The 16,176-nt window shown below is 51.4% G+C and carries 13 protein-coding genes; 4 read left to right on the plus strand and 9 right to left on the minus strand.

The features are described 5' to 3' along the window. Positions 1-23: 23 nt before the first annotated feature. From ACI48K_RS18320 to ACI48K_RS18330, 3 genes are read right to left on the minus strand one after another with little or no spacing between them, the layout of a single operon-like run. On the minus strand, positions 24-1,475 hold the full coding sequence (locus tag ACI48K_RS18320; RefSeq protein ID WP_475029062.1) for a response regulator transcription factor: 1,452 nt from the start codon (positions 1,473-1,475) through the stop codon (positions 24-26). Beyond that, a complete protein-coding gene (locus tag ACI48K_RS18325) occupies positions 1,472-3,217 on the minus strand; it encodes a sensor histidine kinase (RefSeq protein ID WP_475029063.1) in 1,746 nt (581 codons plus the stop codon). Before ACI48K_RS18325 ends, ACI48K_RS18320 begins: the two co-directional genes overlap by 4 nt. Positions 3,218-3,247: 30 nt before the next feature. Next, the gene (locus ACI48K_RS18330) at positions 3,248-5,200 is read right to left on the minus strand and encodes a glycoside hydrolase family 127 protein (RefSeq protein ID WP_475029064.1); all 1,953 of its coding nucleotides are present in this window, start codon (positions 5,198-5,200) and stop codon (positions 3,248-3,250) included. Positions 5,201-5,332: 132 nt separating this feature from the next. Between ACI48K_RS18330 and ACI48K_RS18335 the strand changes: the two genes are divergently transcribed. Next, entirely contained in the window at positions 5,333-6,187 is an 855-nt protein-coding gene (locus ACI48K_RS18335) for a helix-turn-helix domain-containing protein (protein ID WP_475029065.1), read from the plus strand. Between the two features lie 31 nt (positions 6,188-6,218). Here ACI48K_RS18335 and ACI48K_RS18340 read toward each other — a convergent pair whose 3' ends face one another. The 4 genes from ACI48K_RS18340 to ACI48K_RS18355 form a co-directional block, all read right to left on the minus strand. Next, positions 6,219-7,133 carry a PadR family transcriptional regulator gene (locus ACI48K_RS18340; RefSeq protein WP_475029066.1) on the minus strand — a complete coding sequence of 305 codons (915 nt, stop codon included), beginning with the start codon at positions 7,131-7,133 and terminating at the stop codon, positions 6,219-6,221. Between the two features lie 562 nt (positions 7,134-7,695). After that, complete coding sequence (locus ACI48K_RS18345) at positions 7,696-8,625, minus strand: 2-oxo acid dehydrogenase subunit E2 (protein WP_475029067.1); 930 nt, start codon at positions 8,623-8,625, stop codon at positions 7,696-7,698. A gap of 234 nt (positions 8,626-8,859) precedes the next feature. Beyond that, positions 8,860-9,288 (minus strand): collagen-like triple helix repeat-containing protein, encoded by a 429-nt coding sequence (locus ACI48K_RS18350; protein WP_475029068.1) that lies wholly within the window; start codon positions 9,286-9,288, stop codon positions 8,860-8,862. Positions 9,289-9,473: 185 nt separating this feature from the next. Further along, complete coding sequence (locus tag ACI48K_RS18355) at positions 9,474-9,761, minus strand: hypothetical protein (protein WP_475029069.1); 288 nt, start codon at positions 9,759-9,761, stop codon at positions 9,474-9,476. 633 nt (positions 9,762-10,394) lie between these two features. On the opposite strand from ACI48K_RS18355, the gene ACI48K_RS18360 reads away from it, so the two are divergent. Beyond that, a complete protein-coding gene (locus ACI48K_RS18360; protein WP_475029070.1) occupies positions 10,395-11,630 on the plus strand; it encodes a saccharopine dehydrogenase family protein in 1,236 nt (411 codons plus the stop codon). 1 nt (position 11,631) lies between these two features. After that, a complete protein-coding gene (nspC, locus tag ACI48K_RS18365) occupies positions 11,632-12,759 on the plus strand; it encodes a carboxynorspermidine decarboxylase (RefSeq protein WP_475029071.1) in 1,128 nt (375 codons plus the stop codon). A gap of 50 nt (positions 12,760-12,809) precedes the next feature. On the opposite strand, the gene ACI48K_RS18370 is transcribed toward nspC, so the two are convergent. Both ACI48K_RS18370 and ACI48K_RS18375 read right to left on the minus strand, forming a co-directional pair. Continuing rightward, positions 12,810-13,727: a PhzF family isomerase gene (locus ACI48K_RS18370; RefSeq protein ID WP_475029072.1), complete on the minus strand. Its 918-nt coding sequence runs from the start codon at positions 13,725-13,727 to the stop codon at positions 12,810-12,812. 16 nt (positions 13,728-13,743) lie between these two features. Then, positions 13,744-14,673, minus strand: coding sequence for an AraC family transcriptional regulator (locus tag ACI48K_RS18375; RefSeq protein WP_475029073.1), 930 nt, complete (start codon positions 14,671-14,673; stop codon positions 13,744-13,746). A 183-nt stretch (positions 14,674-14,856) separates the two neighbouring features. On the opposite strand from ACI48K_RS18375, the gene ACI48K_RS18380 reads away from it, so the two are divergent. Beyond that, positions 14,857-15,867 (plus strand): oxidoreductase, encoded by a 1,011-nt coding sequence (locus tag ACI48K_RS18380; RefSeq protein ID WP_475029074.1) that lies wholly within the window; start codon positions 14,857-14,859, stop codon positions 15,865-15,867. Positions 15,868-16,176: the final 309 nt, after the last annotated feature.

Genomic DNA, 16,176 nt, shown 5'->3' on the forward strand with positions numbered 1-16,176 from the left:
GTCATTTCTCCCCCTATTCGAAATCATTCCTCTACCTCTGTCCGATACCGCTGCCGGTATTCGCTTGGAAGCATGCCTGTCTGTTCGCGGAAAACTCTGCTGAAATATTTCTCGTCCGAATACCCTGTATGCTCGGCTACCCACTGAATCGGCTTCGCCGTTTGCATAAGATATTCCCGTGCTTTTTCAATGCGAATCTTGCGAAGATACTCATTGAATGAATGGCCGACGATCTCTTTGAAGCATTGGTTGAAATAACTGCGACTTAGGTTGACGCGCTTCGCCACCTCAACCGCGAACACGGGAAGTTCAAGCTCCTCATGGATGATTTTAACGGCATCCATGATGCTGCCGCCAACCTCCCGGCTGTACTGCTGCCGTCCCGACACCGACAGTGCGATCTCTCTGAAGCCTTCCAACCATTCGGTAACCTCCTTCCAGCACGAGAAATGATCGGGAAGTGTCGTACGAGTGTGTGCTTGTGCAACTGCGCGAAAAAGACGATGCCAATCCACTGTGCATCCGTAAAGCAATTGCATCAGCTTCGGGATCGGAAGTTGCAGCACGTACAACCGACTCTTCAGCTCATCGAAATTTTTATCGTCATGAAGCCATCGGAACGAGTGAAGCTGTTCTTTTACCGCCTCAGTCTCCCCATCACCGGACTCCGTCGGCTCCAAACGAAGTTCCTGGACGGTCTTCTCGATCGGATCCGATTCCTCTCCATCGCAATCATAAAAAAAATCCTTCTGCCGGTAACAGTCAAGCCACTGCAACAGTTCCGTTCGCGATTCCCCGGCAGTATGCCGGAGCCGGATCATTCGCCAATCTGCCGCCCTTATGCCCTCCGGCAGCGGTGGCACCCGCTCTTCATCCGCATCATTTCCGGCTTCCGGCTCCTTATCCGGGTGCTTCGTCCATAACCATATTTGCCGTCCCGCTTCCGTCTTCCAGTCCGCCCAAGCGGCAGAAGCCTCCCGAAGCCCGTCCGTTCCGGGCTGCTCCCGATCCCGAAGGGCAAGAAGCGCATAAGCGACAGGGGCCGAATGCATATCGCTTACCCGTGAATCCCCTTCGTCCGCCCGTTTTCTCTTTCCATCCAGAATACGGTCCCGAATGCGTCCGAGCACCTCTTCGAAACGTTCCTTTTCGAGCTGAACCTTGGCAATATAGTCGATGGCACCTAAGCGAAGCGCTTCCTGAATATATTCAAAGTCTTGGTGAAGGGTCAGTACAGCTACGGCCACATCCGGATAGCGTTTGCGGACGATCCGAACCAGCTCGATGCCCGACATGACCGGCATGGCCAGATCGGTCAGCAGCAGCTCGACTCGGTTGGTCTCCAAGAATTCCAATGCCTTTTCACCATTGGCAGCCTCACCGGCTACTCTCATTCCGAATGATTCCCAGGGCATGGCGGAGATAAGCCCCCTGCGTACCAGATTATCGTCGTCTACGATGAGCACATTAATCATACGGAATCGCTAACCTCCTTAATGGGCAGACGAATGACGATTCGCGTGCCCTTACCAAGCTCGCTCGATACGATGAGATCGGCTTCCCCTTCGTAATGGGATTCCAGCATACGTTTGACATAGTTCATTCCGATGCCCATTCCGACGCGATGCCGGTCCGTTTGCTCACGAGCCAGCAGTGCTGCGATCTTCTCTTCGGAGATGCCGCCCCCATTGTCGAGAATCGCGATCTCAAGCCGACCGTTCAGGCCGACCTCCACTTCAATTCTTCCGTCGTCGTCTAGACCGTGATACAGGGCGTTCTCCACTAAAGGCTGCAGGATGAACCTTGGCACGGGGACATCCAGCAACTCGTCATCCACATTGATACGTACGTCAAATTTGAAGTTATAGCGAATCTGCTGAAGGATAAGGTACTGCTTAAGCGCGTCAATTTCCTCCCGGATCGTCGAGATTCGGTCGCCTTTTCGAAGATTGTAGTAGAGCAGTTTGTTCAGGGAACTCACGAGCCGGTCGATCTCATCCTGTCCATTCATAACGGCGAGCCAGTGGGCGGTATCAAGCGTATTCATCAGAAAATGGGGGTTAATCTGATAGATCAGCTTTTCGATCTCCAGATCCGCCCTGCGCTTCTCCTTGCTCTCCACTTCCGCAATCAGTTCCGCAATTTGAAACTTCATGGTATGGAATTGGGTCAGGAGCACCTCGAACTCCGGGATGCGCGTCCGTATCACACCTCCATTGAAATGGCTGTTCGTTACCTGTTTGATCTCCTTATTGAATCTGGAGAGCGGGCGGTAAACCATCTTCCACAGCAGCCAGCCAATTGCAAGACTGACCGCGGCGAACAGCAGCGAAAGCGCCAGCATCTGCATAATCCAGCGGTTTTTCTCCCGATTGTAATCAGCTTTGGAAATAAGAGAGACTGTGCTCCAGCCCTGATTGCTGATTTGCCGGTACCAATAATATTCGGAGGCCTCGCCGAACACTTGGGACATCGACTTTAAGCCCGAAAATGTCGTATTTTCAGGAAAAACGCCATTCAGTTCGCTGTACGAAGTCCGTCCATTGTTGTCCAGGATCAGGTGATAGGTGTGTTTGCTGACCCCATCCAGATCAAGAATACTCTGTGTCAGCTTGAAACCGGATTCAATGTAAACAAACGCATCCTCCCGCTCGGGAAGCTCAACCTTGCGCAATGCGGAGAGCACGTACTGATTATTAAACCGGTCGTTGCTGATATGCGGGCCGAAGTAAGTGATGCCGTAGTAATTCGCGAGTTTAGGGAGCTTATTGATATCGAAAGAATCCTTTACACCGGTATTTTCAAAGAGAAAAGACCGGTCATCGCGGAAGTAATACATCGTCAAGCCAATATTGGGATTCGTAAAAGTGATCAGATTGAGCTGATACTTGATCTGATCGGTCAGATAGCTTCGGTCATAGGGCTGATCCGCGGTCATGAACTGCTCCACTTGCTTGCCGATATTCCCCTCAAAAGCAAGCTGCTGGGAAACGTGATTCAGGTTGCTTAACGTATTTTCTAGCGATAACGTCACCTGCTTCAGGTTGTTTTGTATTCCTGACTGCAGTTTTGTGTCGAGGATAGAAGTGATGGTGTTGTAAGATAAATAGCAGGTACAGACAAACGGAATCAACGTCGCTGCGGCAAAAAGGAAAAGAATCCGATTCTTCAGAGTCATTCGTTCCATGCGGGACTTCCGTTCGTTCTCCGGTTTCATCTACTCATCCCCATCGCTTTAACCCGGATATCAGCGCCGCACCCACACGCTCATCTCGCCCGATTCCCGGTTCCCCCATAAATAATAAGGAATCGCCTTAAACCGCACAGGCTTGCTCCGCTTGCCGAGCGGGCCATACGGCTGGTCTTCCGGCCAGACTGAGTCGTCCGCGGTTAGTCCGTCGCCTTCCACAACGACGCAGCCGCCGAGCAGATCGGAGGCAAAATGCTCCGTCAGGTTGGGATCGTCGGCTAGGGAAAGCGAGGCCAGCGACGCGCCGTTATCGGACTCTTCGACGCAGTATACGAGCGGGCCGCGCTGGATGGCGGCTTTGCCTGCGTCCGCCCGGATGAGCGGATGGGCGGCGACCAGCGTGGTTTCCAGCGGGAGCAGCCATTCCAGCGTATCGCCATCCGACCAGTCGCGCTCCACAGTGGTATAGCCATTGTCTACGCGGTACTCTTGCGTCGCCCCGTTGATTTTCAACACCGGGCGTCCCTGCTGGAACCAGCCCGGCATGCGCAGCGCAAGCACGAATTGGACACTGCCGGCGGCGGTGTCCGAAAGCGACACCTTGAATTCGACCCGGCCGTCCCAAGGCAAGGCGGAGTGTTGGCGCAGCATCACCCGGCCCTGGCCGTCGGCAGGCTCGAAGCCGATCTCACTGCCGATGAACAAGTGAACGTAAACCGTCCGACCGCCCTCATCCTCGGCCACGTCGTAAATATAGTCGCTAAGCGAGCTGAGCAGACGGGCCACGTTCGGCGGGCAGCAGGAGCAGCCGAACCATTTCTGGCGCACCGGCTTCACGTGGTGACGGTCGGGATTTTTGGCGCTGGCTTCCGGCCAAATCTCAAGCGGGTTCACATAGAAGAAATGCTTGCCGTCCTTGGACATGCTGCCAAGCACATTGTTGTAGAGCGCTCTCTCCATCACGTCGGCGTAATCGCTCTTGGCCTCCAGCTGCAGCATGCGGCGCGCCCAGAAGATCAAGCCGATTGAGGCGCAGGTCTCCGCGTAAACGGTGTCGTTGGGCAGATCGTAGTCGAACGAGAAAGCTTCCCCCTGATGCGTCGAACCGATGCCGCCGGTGATGTACATCTGCTTGCGGGTCGTATTGTTCCATAGCCGCTCGCAGGCATCGCGCAGTTTGACGTCGCCGGTTAGCCGGGCCAGGTCAGCCATGGCCGTATACATATAGACGGCGCGCACCGCATGCCCGACAGCGACCGATTGCTCGCGAACGGGAAGATGGCTTTGATAGACTTCAAGATTGGGCGTTCCTTGCGACCAAATGCTTTTCTTGCCCCGGCGCTCCCATTCTTCTATAAAATAGCTTGGCTTGCTCCCCCGTTCATCAATAAAGTAGCGGCTCAAGTTCAAATAACGCTCTTCCCCTGTCACCCGGTACAGCTTAACTAGGGCAAGTTCCACCTCTTGATGCCCGCAATAACCCCGAATCTGACCCGGTTCCGTGCCAAAAAGATTGGCAATGAGGCCGGCGAAACGGCAAGCAATATCAAGCAGTTTGCGCTTGCCCGTGCCTTCGTAATAAGCGACCGCGGCTTCAATCAGATGACCTGCGCAATAAAGCTCGTGTGCCTCATGAAGGTTCGTCCATGCTTTGCCTGGTTCTTTAATCGTAAAGTAGGTATTCAAATACCCGTTCTCATGCTGGGCTTGACCGATCAAATCGATGGCGCCGTCGGCGATCTTCTCCAGCTCGGGATCGGAATGATCGCGAAGTGTATATGCAACCGCTTCCAACCACTTGTAAAGGTCGCTGTCCTGAAAAATCCAGCCGCCGAATTCCCCCTCTTCCAGCCCCGCGGCGATCCGGAAATTCCGAATGGCGTAGCTGGGCTCCGCTCCTTCGATCCTATCGTTCAAAGCTTCCCATTGATAGGGAATGACGGTTTCACGAACCAGCTCCGAATATTCCATCCAAAAGTCATCTTGAATCGTGACTTGCCTTTTTTTCATGTGCGGAATCCTCCTCGAAACAATAAAATTTGACTCCTCTCGATCTCAATTATATGCTTGATTTAAGCACAGAAACAGGAATAGATTGAACTTGTTTTTATAAAATATCACACCGTTTGGAGGGGAGTTGTTTTGAACGAGGGAACGATTATAGAGCTGAAAACACCCCCGCTTCCCTATTATTTGGGTTCGGGCCGTTCGGATTTCGGAATCGGCGAACAGCATCCGAACCGAAAAAACCTGGGGATCTACGATTTGCTGCTTGTCGTTCAAGGAGAGCTGTATATCGGAGAGAACGGCCGGGAGTGGACGCTGGCGGAAGGAGAAACTTTGCTGCTGCTGCCGGACGGGGAGCATTACGCGGTTAAGCCCTGCGAGCGGGAAACAGTGTTTTATTGGGTTCATTTTGAGCATGGGGAGAGACGGGAAGATTCGTCCGTTCCCGAAACGGTTGGGGCATTTCGTACATCGCGGCCATTCAGCAATCCTCATACACTGCACATCCCGAAGCATCTACGGCTAAATAACTCGCAGGCTGCGATTGACCTCATGCGGCAATTGCTGTCGCTGCCGGCCGACCATTCTTTTTGGGAGGAACAGCGTCTGTTCGCTGAACTGCTTGTCTTGCTTGAAAAAGGGGGCTTAAGCGGCGCGGAGTCCGTGGCGGTTCGCTTGGCGGAACAAGCCGCGGCATACATCCGGAAAAATTACCGGGACAAAATCACCAATGATGCCTTGGCGGCGGAGCTTCATTTTCACCCCAATTACATTGTTCGCTGCATGAAGCGAAAATACGGCCGCACGCCGGTCGATTATTTGCAAGAAATCCGGGTGGAACAGGCAAAACGCCTGCTCGTCACCACGGAATGGCCGATCGACCGCATCGCCGAAGAGGTGGGCTTCCGCTACGCGCCCTACTTCACGGCCTGTTTCAAGCGCAGCGTAGGACTGTCGCCCCTCCGGTTCCGCAAGCAGTATTTGAACTAAACGGGGAGCGGATCGGATGAAAGAGGTCCCTTTACCCCATCAGCCACTCCTCTGCAGCCTCCCGATCGCCGAAAACCCGGAAATCCTTTCCCTTGTTCGACTCGGCCAGCAAATCCTTCATTTTGCCCCGAATGGAAGCGGAGTCCGGGACCACCAAGGCAAACTGGATGCCGAAATTCACGAACTTTTGCAGGATTTCGCCCGCCAGCCCGGTTCTGAGCTTGAAGAAGTCTTCCGAGAGAACTTCGGCGTGGAGCAATAGATGTCTGGCGCCGTTATTGATGCACAACTCCACGAAATCGATCGAGTCGCGCCCGGTGCTGACCGGAGTTACGGCGGAAGTCACTTCGACGATTTTGCGGTTGTTTTGTTCTATGATCTGATACTGCATGGACTTGTCCCCTCTTTCCTTATGAATGCCCAGGTCCTCGCGAATTTGCTGAACCCAGTCCAGTTCGTTTCTGTAAAACGCGATGATATTGCCGTGAATCTGATCCCACAGATAAGTCTCCCTTGCGGTGCGGCGCGGCGAAAATCCGCCTCTGCGCCGTCGTTCTTCCTCGGCCGCGACCTGCAGATAGAGCTCATGCTCATACCCGGTCAGCAGCGCGTCAAGCTCGCCGTCGTCCAGTTGATCTGCCCAGGCGAGCCGAATCAAAAAGGAGTTTTTGAACTCGGGAAGTTCGGGAGGCGATTGAACCCATTCTTTTAGTTCTTCGCGGCCCGCTTCGGTGATGGTATATACCTTTTTCGACGGCGAACTGTCCTGATGCAGCAGCTCATTGGTTGCGAAGCCATCCTCAAGCAGTTCCACCAGCGCCTTGTAGATTTGATTGTTGTTGCCGGACCAGTACATGAACGGCGATTCCTGAATGATTTTCTTCAGATCGTAACCGCTCATCGGCTGGCTGCTTAGAAACCCTAATATGGCATGTTTAATCGACATTTATTGTCACCTCTGTTTTTGATATCCTATGTTAATAGTAACATAGTATATCGAAAACTTAAATGTCAAATTTCTTTGGTCGACTCGTCGCGCAAGGGCTCTGCGTCTTCTTTGCAAATATTTGTTTATTCCTAAAATAAGTTAAACAAACGAAAGGAACATGGCAGTAAGGTGAAAGAATCTGGTAGAAGCGAATAGCTTTCTGAAAAATAGCGCCACGTTATGGTCTTATTTTGCGGATCCCAGCGTGTTACTCCTCAATAGGGGAACTGATTGGTCTTATTTCCCAACAAACAGTACCAAAACCGGCCATTTCCCGGCGTTTCGAGAAAATAGCACCCTTCACGTCCTCTATTTTCACGCAAAATGAGGGATATCGACCCAATAACGCCTTTTTGTTCCCTTATATATACTTCTGCCTTTTTCAACAGGGTATGAGGGCATTGGGGCTGTTTTTCCGACCTAGGCGCCCTAAAACCCCCCTCCTGCTCGCGATATTAAAGGCACCTTCTTACTGGTTACCGGTTATACCGACCGCAAAAACGGCTTGATCCGTCGTAGATCACCATTCATACATCATTTTTGGCTCGGCAAAAATCTCATCCGTTCTTTTTAGAAATGGAACAAGTGAACTGAAATCGACTGCTCTATGGTCAAAAGCCAGGCACATCGGAAGCATTTTTCGTATTCCGATTTGCTTCGTCCCGTTTTTATCCTGGTAGATGCCCGGTTTTTCTTGAACTGAACCGATTCCGACGGCGAAAATTTGCGGCGGGATGATTTCAAGCAAAGCGAAGAAACCCTTCTGCTCCTTATATAAAGAACCAATGTTTGAGATTGTAACCGTACCGCTCACGATATCCTTAGGAGTTAAACGTTCGTTTTCAGGGATCGTATAGTAGGCACTCTTTTCCTTGCCTTCAAGGCCTTTAATCCGATGGCCGCTAATTTTTGCGGCTAAAATTCTTCTGACTCCGCTCAGGTTTAATTTCCTTAATTCGGCAACCGTATCCGCAATAACTGCCTGATAAAGCAGCTCATTCACATTTGTCTTTTCTATTCTTTCCGCTAAATCCGAGATGTCTTCGGAGATTTCATTCAATGACTTCTTTTGAGCATCAGATAAGGTTGGAGTTATCATTTTTCCGTCAGGCAAAAGCCAGGGAATCGAAACGTTTATTGCGTCGCAAATATACATTTTCCCTTCTGCCTTCTTGTAATTATAGTCAATGTGCGAATTTAAGTCGGGAGCGGACAACAGCCCTTCTACAATGACTTTAAGCATGATGGTATTGAATGAAATCTTGTAGTTCCATTTGCTTCTTTCTTCTGCCAGGCTCTTAAACTCCTCATAAAAATCAGTTATATCGGGTTCATAAACATAAGTAACATGGGGGATTTGCTTCCAGGATTTGGATGTTATATAAGAAACCGCTTTTCTCTGCAGGTCAAACCATCCCAATTGTTCTTTGCCGATTTTTTTAAGTTCCATTTAGCAACCCCCATTGGACACCTTATTTTCCGGATCTGCACATGATTGTAAAGTATACACCCAATACCTCCCCGAACATACCGACATACAGAAAGCGAAAAACAAGGCGCCGCGCAGGGTAGATGTATAGGTTAACGCAATGATGGATTCCCCAAGCACACAAATAAGCCCTCTATGACGATTCGATCGTCGAGAGAGCCTTTTTGCGGCGTTCTTCTCGCAAGCTGCGCGATTCTAGAAGCAAGTAAAAGAAGTGATTTGTCTTAAATCCAGGCCCATGTACATCCAGAAAAATCCGTTCCACCGAAAACCCGCTACCGAGGTCCGGCCGACGAAAACGGGCCAAAACCAGAAGTTGTCTCCGTTTCTGAGCCAGACGAACGTAAACCGGAACAGGCACCTGGAGATTGCGCCCGGATCAACGGCGAAAGTTGAGATTTGCGGCTGCTGAGGCGTAAATTGCGGCGGCGGAGATGTGGGCGCCTGAACTCCTTGAGGTCCTAGGCCGGGAACTTGCTGTCCCGGAAACCCGGGAGTTCCTGGAGTCCCCGGGAACCCTGGAGTACCCGGAAATCCTGGGGTTCCTGGGAACCCTGGAGTACCCGGTGTTCCCGGAAACCCCGGAAATCCTGGCATTCCTTGCTGCGGAGGCAAAAATGTCATTCGTGTTTCACTCCCTTGTTAAATAGGCTAATGCATTGTATGCCCAAGTGAATAATCCGCGCTGGGCTGGCGCCTATCTTCGTTTCCCGGATTTTGGCCCGCAAAATTTATGCTCTGGGCATGGGTAAACATCCATAACAAAGCACGGCGAATGCATAGTATACCTTGTAGCGCGGGGTGTTCCCCTAAGTGTACAGCAGGGTAATTACCAGCAGTTCGTACAGAACGAGCGGTAAAATCGCACTATATTGGCGGTATCCCGGCGTTTGCTGAACCCCCAAATACAAAATGCCGCCTTCCGTATCAAGGAGGACGCCTTGATACGTGTGTCCGTCTATGGTTTGCACATAGACATAATGATTGCGATGCTTTTTGCACAAATCCTTAATCTTGTTTCTTGCGGTTTGAACGTTTTGTACGGCTGCGGGATCCGCCTGGTAAATCGTTTGCTGCTGCATTGGTTGAAGTCCCATACGATCGATCACCTTTCCACATGGAATTGTACTCATCCCCAAAATATGCGGGATGCTTGGGCTATGTGTGATCGCGGATCCCATGAATAAAAGTTAATATATTAATTTTTAATTTAGCTATTGCCGTTTCACCTAGTTCCTGCTAATATAAAGGAGCGTTATTTTTGGAAAGCTAATATTCAAGTATATCTTCAGGTCTTTCCAAGCAGATAATTTTGACCACTTCCGCCTAGGAAGTTAAGGCCATACGGACAGCCGGGTCAAATGCCGATTGGCAACTGAGGTTGCCTTATTGATTGAGTTAAAAGCTCAAATTTTATAAGTTGGTTACTTTACAACCAGTGCATCTGCACATCAACTTGTGAAACGGTCAATAAGAGTGGTAAAGGCGATTATTTGCTAAATAGACTCTGATCCCAACATGATATATTTGAATATTGAGGGCTGCCCATGAAACGCTTTTTTTGTGGGTGCTGACGGACTGCGCATGAAGTTCGTCTGCCATTAGGATGCCATCTGAATATTTGACTATATCAAAGCAAGTGTGTGCGCGTCGATGCGTGTGTTCACTTGCTTTTTTGTGTGCATATCGGCCGTAACAAGAAAAAACGAAAGAGATAGGAGAATGTGAAAATGGGAAAAGCACTGATCATCGGATGCGGCGGAGTAGCTTCCGTAGCGATTCACAAATGCGTTCAAAACAGCGAAGTTTTTGAAGAAATCTGCATTGCGAGCCGGACGAAATCGAAATGCGACGAGCTCAAAGCGAAACTGGAAGGCAGCAAAACAAAGATCACGACGGCGCAAGTTGACGCCAACAACGTTGACGAGTTGATCGCCCTGATCAACGAAGTGAAGCCGGACATCGTGATGAACCTGGCTCTGCCGTATCAGGATTTGACGATTATGGACGCCTGCCTGGCCACCAAAACGAACTACATGGACACCGCCAACTATGAGCCGGAAGACACGGCGAAATTCGAATACAGCTGGCAATGGGAATACCGCGAACGTTTCGAAAAAGCCGGAATCACCGCGTTGCTCGGCAGCGGTTTCGACCCAGGGGTTACCGGCGTATTTTCCGCATATGCCCTGAAGCACCATTTCGACGAAATCGAATATATCGACATTCTGGACTGCAACGCCGGTGATCACGGCTATCCTTTTGCCACCAACTTCAACCCGGAGATCAACATCCGTGAAGTTTCCGCCAAGGGCAGCTACTGGGAAAACGGCGAATGGATCGAAACCGAACCGATGGAAATCAAACGCGTTTACAACTTCCCGGAAATCGGCGAAAAAGATATGTATCTGCTGCATCATGAAGAAATCGAATCCCTGGCCCTCAACATGCCGGGCATCAAACGCATTCGTTTCTTCATGACGTTTGGACAAAGTTATCTGACGCACTTGAAATGCCTGGAAAACGTCGGCATGACCTCGATTGAGCCGATCGAATACGAAGGCAAGCAAATCGTGCCGCTGCAATTCCTCAAAGCCATGCTGCCAGACCCGTCTTCCCTTGGTCCTCGCACCAAAGGCAAAACGAACATCGGCTGTATTTTCAAGGGCAAAAAAGACGGCAAAGAAAAAATGTATTATGTCTACAACGTGTGCGACCATGAAGAATGCTTCAAAGAAGTCGGCTCCCAAGCCGTTGCCTATACGACAGGCGTTCCGGCCATGATCGGCGCGATGATGCTGATGACCGGCAAATGGAACAAAGCAGGCGTGTACAATATCGAAGAATTCGATCCGGATCCGTTCATGGATGCCCTGAACAAATGGGGTCTGCCTTGGAAAGAAAGCTTCAATCCGGAAATCGTTGACGCTTATCCGGTAGCAGAAGAACTGGAGTCCGTGCGTTAAGATGCGCTTTAAGGAACTGCCGACACCTTGTTACGTAGTGGATGAAGGATTGCTGGAGAGAAATCTCAAGATCCTGAACGGAGTCATGGAGCGAACCGGCGCCAAGATCATTTTGGCCCAAAAAGCATTTTCGATGTATACAACCTACCCGCTGATCGGCGAGTACCTGAGCGGTACCGCCTCCAGCGGATTGTACGAGGCGCGCCTCGGCCGCGAGGAGATGGGGAAGGAAAACCACGTCTTCTCCCCGGCTTACCGGGAAGATCAGATGGATGAGATCATCGAGCTGTGCGATCACGTTATTTTTAATTCGTTTTCCCAAGTGGAGAAATATCGCGATAAAGTGCTGGCCGCGGGCAAAAAAATCGGGCTGCGCATCAATCCGGAATGCTCTACGCAAGTGGGGCACGACATCTATAACCCGTGCGCGGTAGGCTCCCGGTTCGGGGTGACCCGCGAGCATTTCCGTCCCGACCAGCTGGAGGGAATCTCCGGTCTGCATTTCCATACCTTGTGCCAGCAGGACTCGGATGATTTGGCAACCACTTTGGATGCCGTTGAAGAGAAATTCGGACCGTGGCTCTCGCAAATGGAATGGATCAATTTCGGCGGAGGCCACCATATCACGAGAGAGGATTACAATATTCCTCTGCTTGAGCAGTGCATCAAACGCATGCAGGACAAATACGGCCTGAACGTGTATCTGGAGCCGGGCGAAGCCGTTGCACTGAACGCCGGTTTCCTGATCACCACGGTGCTGGATACCCTGCAAAACGGGATGGACATCGCCATCCTCGACACTTCGGCCGCCTGCCATATGCCGGACGTGCTCGAAATGCCCTACCGCCCGCCGCTGCTCGGCTCCGGCGAACCCGGAGAGAAGCCGCATACGTACCGGCTCGGCGGACCTACCTGCCTGTCGGGCGACACGATCGGCGATTATTCCTTCGACCAGCCGCTGAAGAACGGCGATCGTCTGGTTTTCGGCGACATGGCAATCTATTCGATGGTGAAGAACACGACGTTCAACGGCATGCCGCTTCCCGCGCTGGTCATCCAGCATAAAGACGGCGACTGCGAGGTCATGCATGAGTTCGGATATGATGATTTTAAGATGAGATTGGCTTAATAAAAAGAACCAGATCCCGTAAGCACGGAGTCTGGTTCTTTTTTTGCATGTTAATCCTGCAAAGTAATTTCCGATTTGAATACAATGACGGCTTGTCCGGAAATCTTAACTTGGACGGGCTCTTGATCAGCGATGTCCACTTCAACCTCTATAACGCCCGCTCGCCTCATCGCTTCGCCCTGCTTGGCCTTAAAGCGAAATGAACTCTGCCCGTGTTCAACATGATGATGGTGGACCAAATACGCCCCTAAAGGACCGTTCGCGTTGCCGGTAACGGGGTCTTCGTTAATGCCGATGGCGGGCGCAAACATTCTGCCGTGAATCAAGATATCTTCGTCCGTCGGATCGACGGTAAACACATAATATCCGTTGCACGCGATCTCGTCGCTTAATAGGGAAAGCCTGGCATAATCCGGGCGCAGCGCATTTAAAGCAGCACGTTCCCGGATGCCGACCATCACTTTGGAATGACCCGTCGAGACGATCTGAATTTGATAGTGATCCAGCAAATCGCTATGTTCCAGATGCAGCGCAGCCAAAAGCTCCTCTTTATGGGCACCGTTCAAAATTGTTCCGAATTCGATGTCCCCCTGCGTCATCACGATTTTGTAATCCCCGTGCTCCTTAACGATATCTACGGGTAAAATACCGGCGCCTGTCTTTTGGTACACCCGCGCAGCATCCGCATCAAGTCCCTGTTCAACCGCTCGGGCATAATGGGCGGCAATCGTGGCGTGTCCGCAGATGGGCACCTCCCGGGTTGGCGTGAAGAACCGGACATGTATGTCATAATCCGAACAATCGGAAGAAAAGATGAACGCCGTCTCTGAATTATTAAGCTCTCTGGCGATTTTCTGCATTTCGGCTTCGGTGAGTCCATCCGCATTTGTGACAACCCCGGCCGGATTCCCGGTGAATTTCTCCTTGGTAAACGCATCGATTTGGTATAGCGTATAGGTTCTTGTCATGGCTTGCCTCCTTAGTTTACAGCACACTCGGCACGGAACTTTTCCGAACCTCTCTGATATCTTTTAACGGCGGGTGGCCGAAAAGTCTCCGGTATTCTCTGTTGAATTGGGAGGGGCTTTCATAACCGACCTCCATCGCGGCCGTCATGGCATCCATGGATCCCGACAGCATCAGCCGTCTGGCTTCGAGAAGGCGAAGCTGCTTCTTGTACTGCAGCGGCCCCATGGTCGTGATGACTTTAAACTTGTGATGTAGCCCCGAAACGCTCATATTGCTGATTTTGGCGAGGTCCTCCACGCTGAAGGATTCGGAGTAATTTTCCTTGATCCAGGCAATGACTTTCCCGATGCCGTCGGCCTGCTGGTCGAACAGGGCCTGCTGAAGGAACAAGTGTCCGTATTCGCCGGTAAGCAAATAATAAATCATTTCGCGTTTAATCAGCGAGGACAGGTACGGTATCTTGTCGGGTTGATCCATGAGCCTCAGCAGCCGGACAAACATATCCAGAAACTCGTCGTCCGATTTGCCGATAAACGCGGCCGTTTCGGTCTTCGCGAGCTGGGACGAGATATCGACCCCGGCTTCCGTGACGACGGAGGCGATTTCTTTCGTCGTGAAATCCACGCGCAAGCCGATATACGGCTGCTCCTCGGAGATGCCGATCACCTGACCGGAAGCCGGAATATCGATCACGGAAGCCAGGTAATCCCCGGCATGATAATGCAGGATATCCTGTCCCAGGTGAAGGGACTTGGAGCCTTGCAGAATAAGGCAAAAAGAAGGAGTCAAAACACTTGGGGTGAGCGGAACCTGACGGCTATGACGGCAAACGGAAAGAAACGGGATCATGGTCCTTGTGCTTCCTTCTGCCGTAGTGATCCGATTGATCATTGCAATGATTTGCTCTAATTTATTGTGAATCATAGCGGTATTTTCATCGATCATTGATTTCACTCTCCTTATCACAAGATCGCAATCCGAATATACTCCTCACCGTTCGATATTTCAATATGGGCGTTATTGGCGATTGCAGATTCAGGCAATGATCGGGCAGGATTGGTCTATGGGTTCACGGCTTTTTTGATAGATAATGTGACGTGAGAACTTCATCAAAAGGAGGATTCACTCATGACTACGAAGCAACAGCCTATCGGTTCCGGCTTTGGAGCCGCATCTACCGCGGAACAAGTTATTGCGGGAATCGATCTTCACGGCAAAACCGCCATCGTCACCGGCGGATATTCGGGCCTTGGGCTTGAAACCGCAAGAGTGCTGCGTTTGGCCGGCGCCGAAGTTATCGTTCCTACCCGGGATTATGACCGGGCCGCCAAGGCGCTGACGGGGATCGACGGCGTCGAAATTGAAATTATGGACCTACTGGACCCAGCGTCCATTGATGCTTTTGCGGAGAAATTTCTGGCTTCCGGGCGGCAGCTGCACATCCTGGTCAATAGCGCCGGGATTATGGCGGTACCTGAGTTGACCCGCGATCCGCGTGGATTCGAATATCAATTCGCGACGAACCATCTGGGGCATTTTCAACTGGTGGCCCGGCTGTGGCCGGCTCTGCGCCAGACGAAAGGCGCGCGTGTCGTGTCCGTATCGTCTTTGGGCCACCGTTATTCGCCCTTCGTATTCGACGATCCGAACTTCGAACGGAGAGCCTACGACCGCTGGGCGGCTTACGGCCAATCCAAAACGGCCAACATCCTGTTCGCGCTCGAACTGGACAAACGCGGCCAAAGCGAAGGTGTGCGCGCCTTCTCCCTTCACCCAGGCAGCATCGTGGGGACCGGCCTTGAAAAGCATCTGACCAAAGAGGAATTGATCGCCGGAGGCATCCTGGACACGGACGGGAATCCGATTCTTGATCCGGCCAGACAGCTGAAGACCATCCCGCAAGGCGCGGCAACGTCCGTCTGGTGCGCAACCAGCCCAAGTCTGAACGGCATGGGCGGCGTATACTGCGAGAACGTCGAGGTCGCTCCGATTATGACAACCGCCATCGGCGAAACGGATATTAGCGATTCCACCCGATTCAACGGTGTGATGCCTCACGCCATCGATCCCGAGTCCGCCTTGGGGCTTTGGGGCTTGAGCGAACGGCTCCTGGGCTTGGAGCCATGGCCTGCAAAGTAAAGTAAAGAATCCTAAGGCGGATCGTCACAATAGAGCATGGGATAGCAAAACAAGAGGGTGCCCCAAAAATCATTTATAATGGCTTTTGGGACACCCTCTAAAACTTATCCATAACAACAAGAGCAGAAAAGCCCTGCAAGATCACTACCAGATCACTACCAGGTACCGGATCGACTTCGAGAATTCGCGTTAGAACAAGTTGTCTGGTCTGGTCAACGACGCCCCCAAACACCGCATCCCTCCGACACTTAAAATAGCGGTCTTCGTATTATCAGGTTAGCCAGAATTTCTGGTTGGCCTTTTTTTATG

This window comes from Paenibacillus terrisolis, assembly GCF_056171975.1.

What these genes read in the sequence shown, in the direction of transcription:
- ACI48K_RS18345 (WP_475029067.1), bottom strand. Translation starts at nt 8,625, where the DNA reads ATGGAACTTAAAAAAATCGGCAAAGAACAATTGGGATGGTTTGACCTG.
- ACI48K_RS18360 (WP_475029070.1), top strand. Translation starts at nt 10,395, where the DNA reads ATGGGAAAAGCACTGATCATCGGATGCGGCGGAGTAGCTTCCGTAGCG.
- ACI48K_RS18325 (WP_475029063.1), bottom strand. Translation starts at nt 3,217, where the DNA reads ATGAAACCGGAGAACGAACGGAAGTCCCGCATGGAACGAATGACTCTG.
- ACI48K_RS18355 (WP_475029069.1), bottom strand. Translation starts at nt 9,761, where the DNA reads ATGGGACTTCAACCAATGCAGCAGCAAACGATTTACCAGGCGGATCCC.
- ACI48K_RS18330 (WP_475029064.1), bottom strand. Translation starts at nt 5,200, where the DNA reads ATGAAAAAAAGGCAAGTCACGATTCAAGATGACTTTTGGATGGAATAT.
- ACI48K_RS18370 (WP_475029072.1), bottom strand. Translation starts at nt 13,727, where the DNA reads ATGACAAGAACCTATACGCTATACCAAATCGATGCGTTTACCAAGGAG.
- ACI48K_RS18350 (WP_475029068.1), bottom strand. Translation starts at nt 9,288, where the DNA reads ATGACATTTTTGCCTCCGCAGCAAGGAATGCCAGGATTTCCGGGGTTT.
- ACI48K_RS18340 (WP_475029066.1), bottom strand. Translation starts at nt 7,133, where the DNA reads ATGTCGATTAAACATGCCATATTAGGGTTTCTAAGCAGCCAGCCGATG.
- ACI48K_RS18320 (WP_475029062.1), bottom strand. Translation starts at nt 1,475, where the DNA reads ATGATTAATGTGCTCATCGTAGACGACGATAATCTGGTACGCAGGGGG.
- ACI48K_RS18375 (WP_475029073.1), bottom strand. Translation starts at nt 14,673, where the DNA reads ATGATCGATGAAAATACCGCTATGATTCACAATAAATTAGAGCAAATC.
- ACI48K_RS18380 (WP_475029074.1), top strand. Translation starts at nt 14,857, where the DNA reads ATGACTACGAAGCAACAGCCTATCGGTTCCGGCTTTGGAGCCGCATCT.
- nspC (WP_475029071.1), top strand. Translation starts at nt 11,632, where the DNA reads ATGCGCTTTAAGGAACTGCCGACACCTTGTTACGTAGTGGATGAAGGA.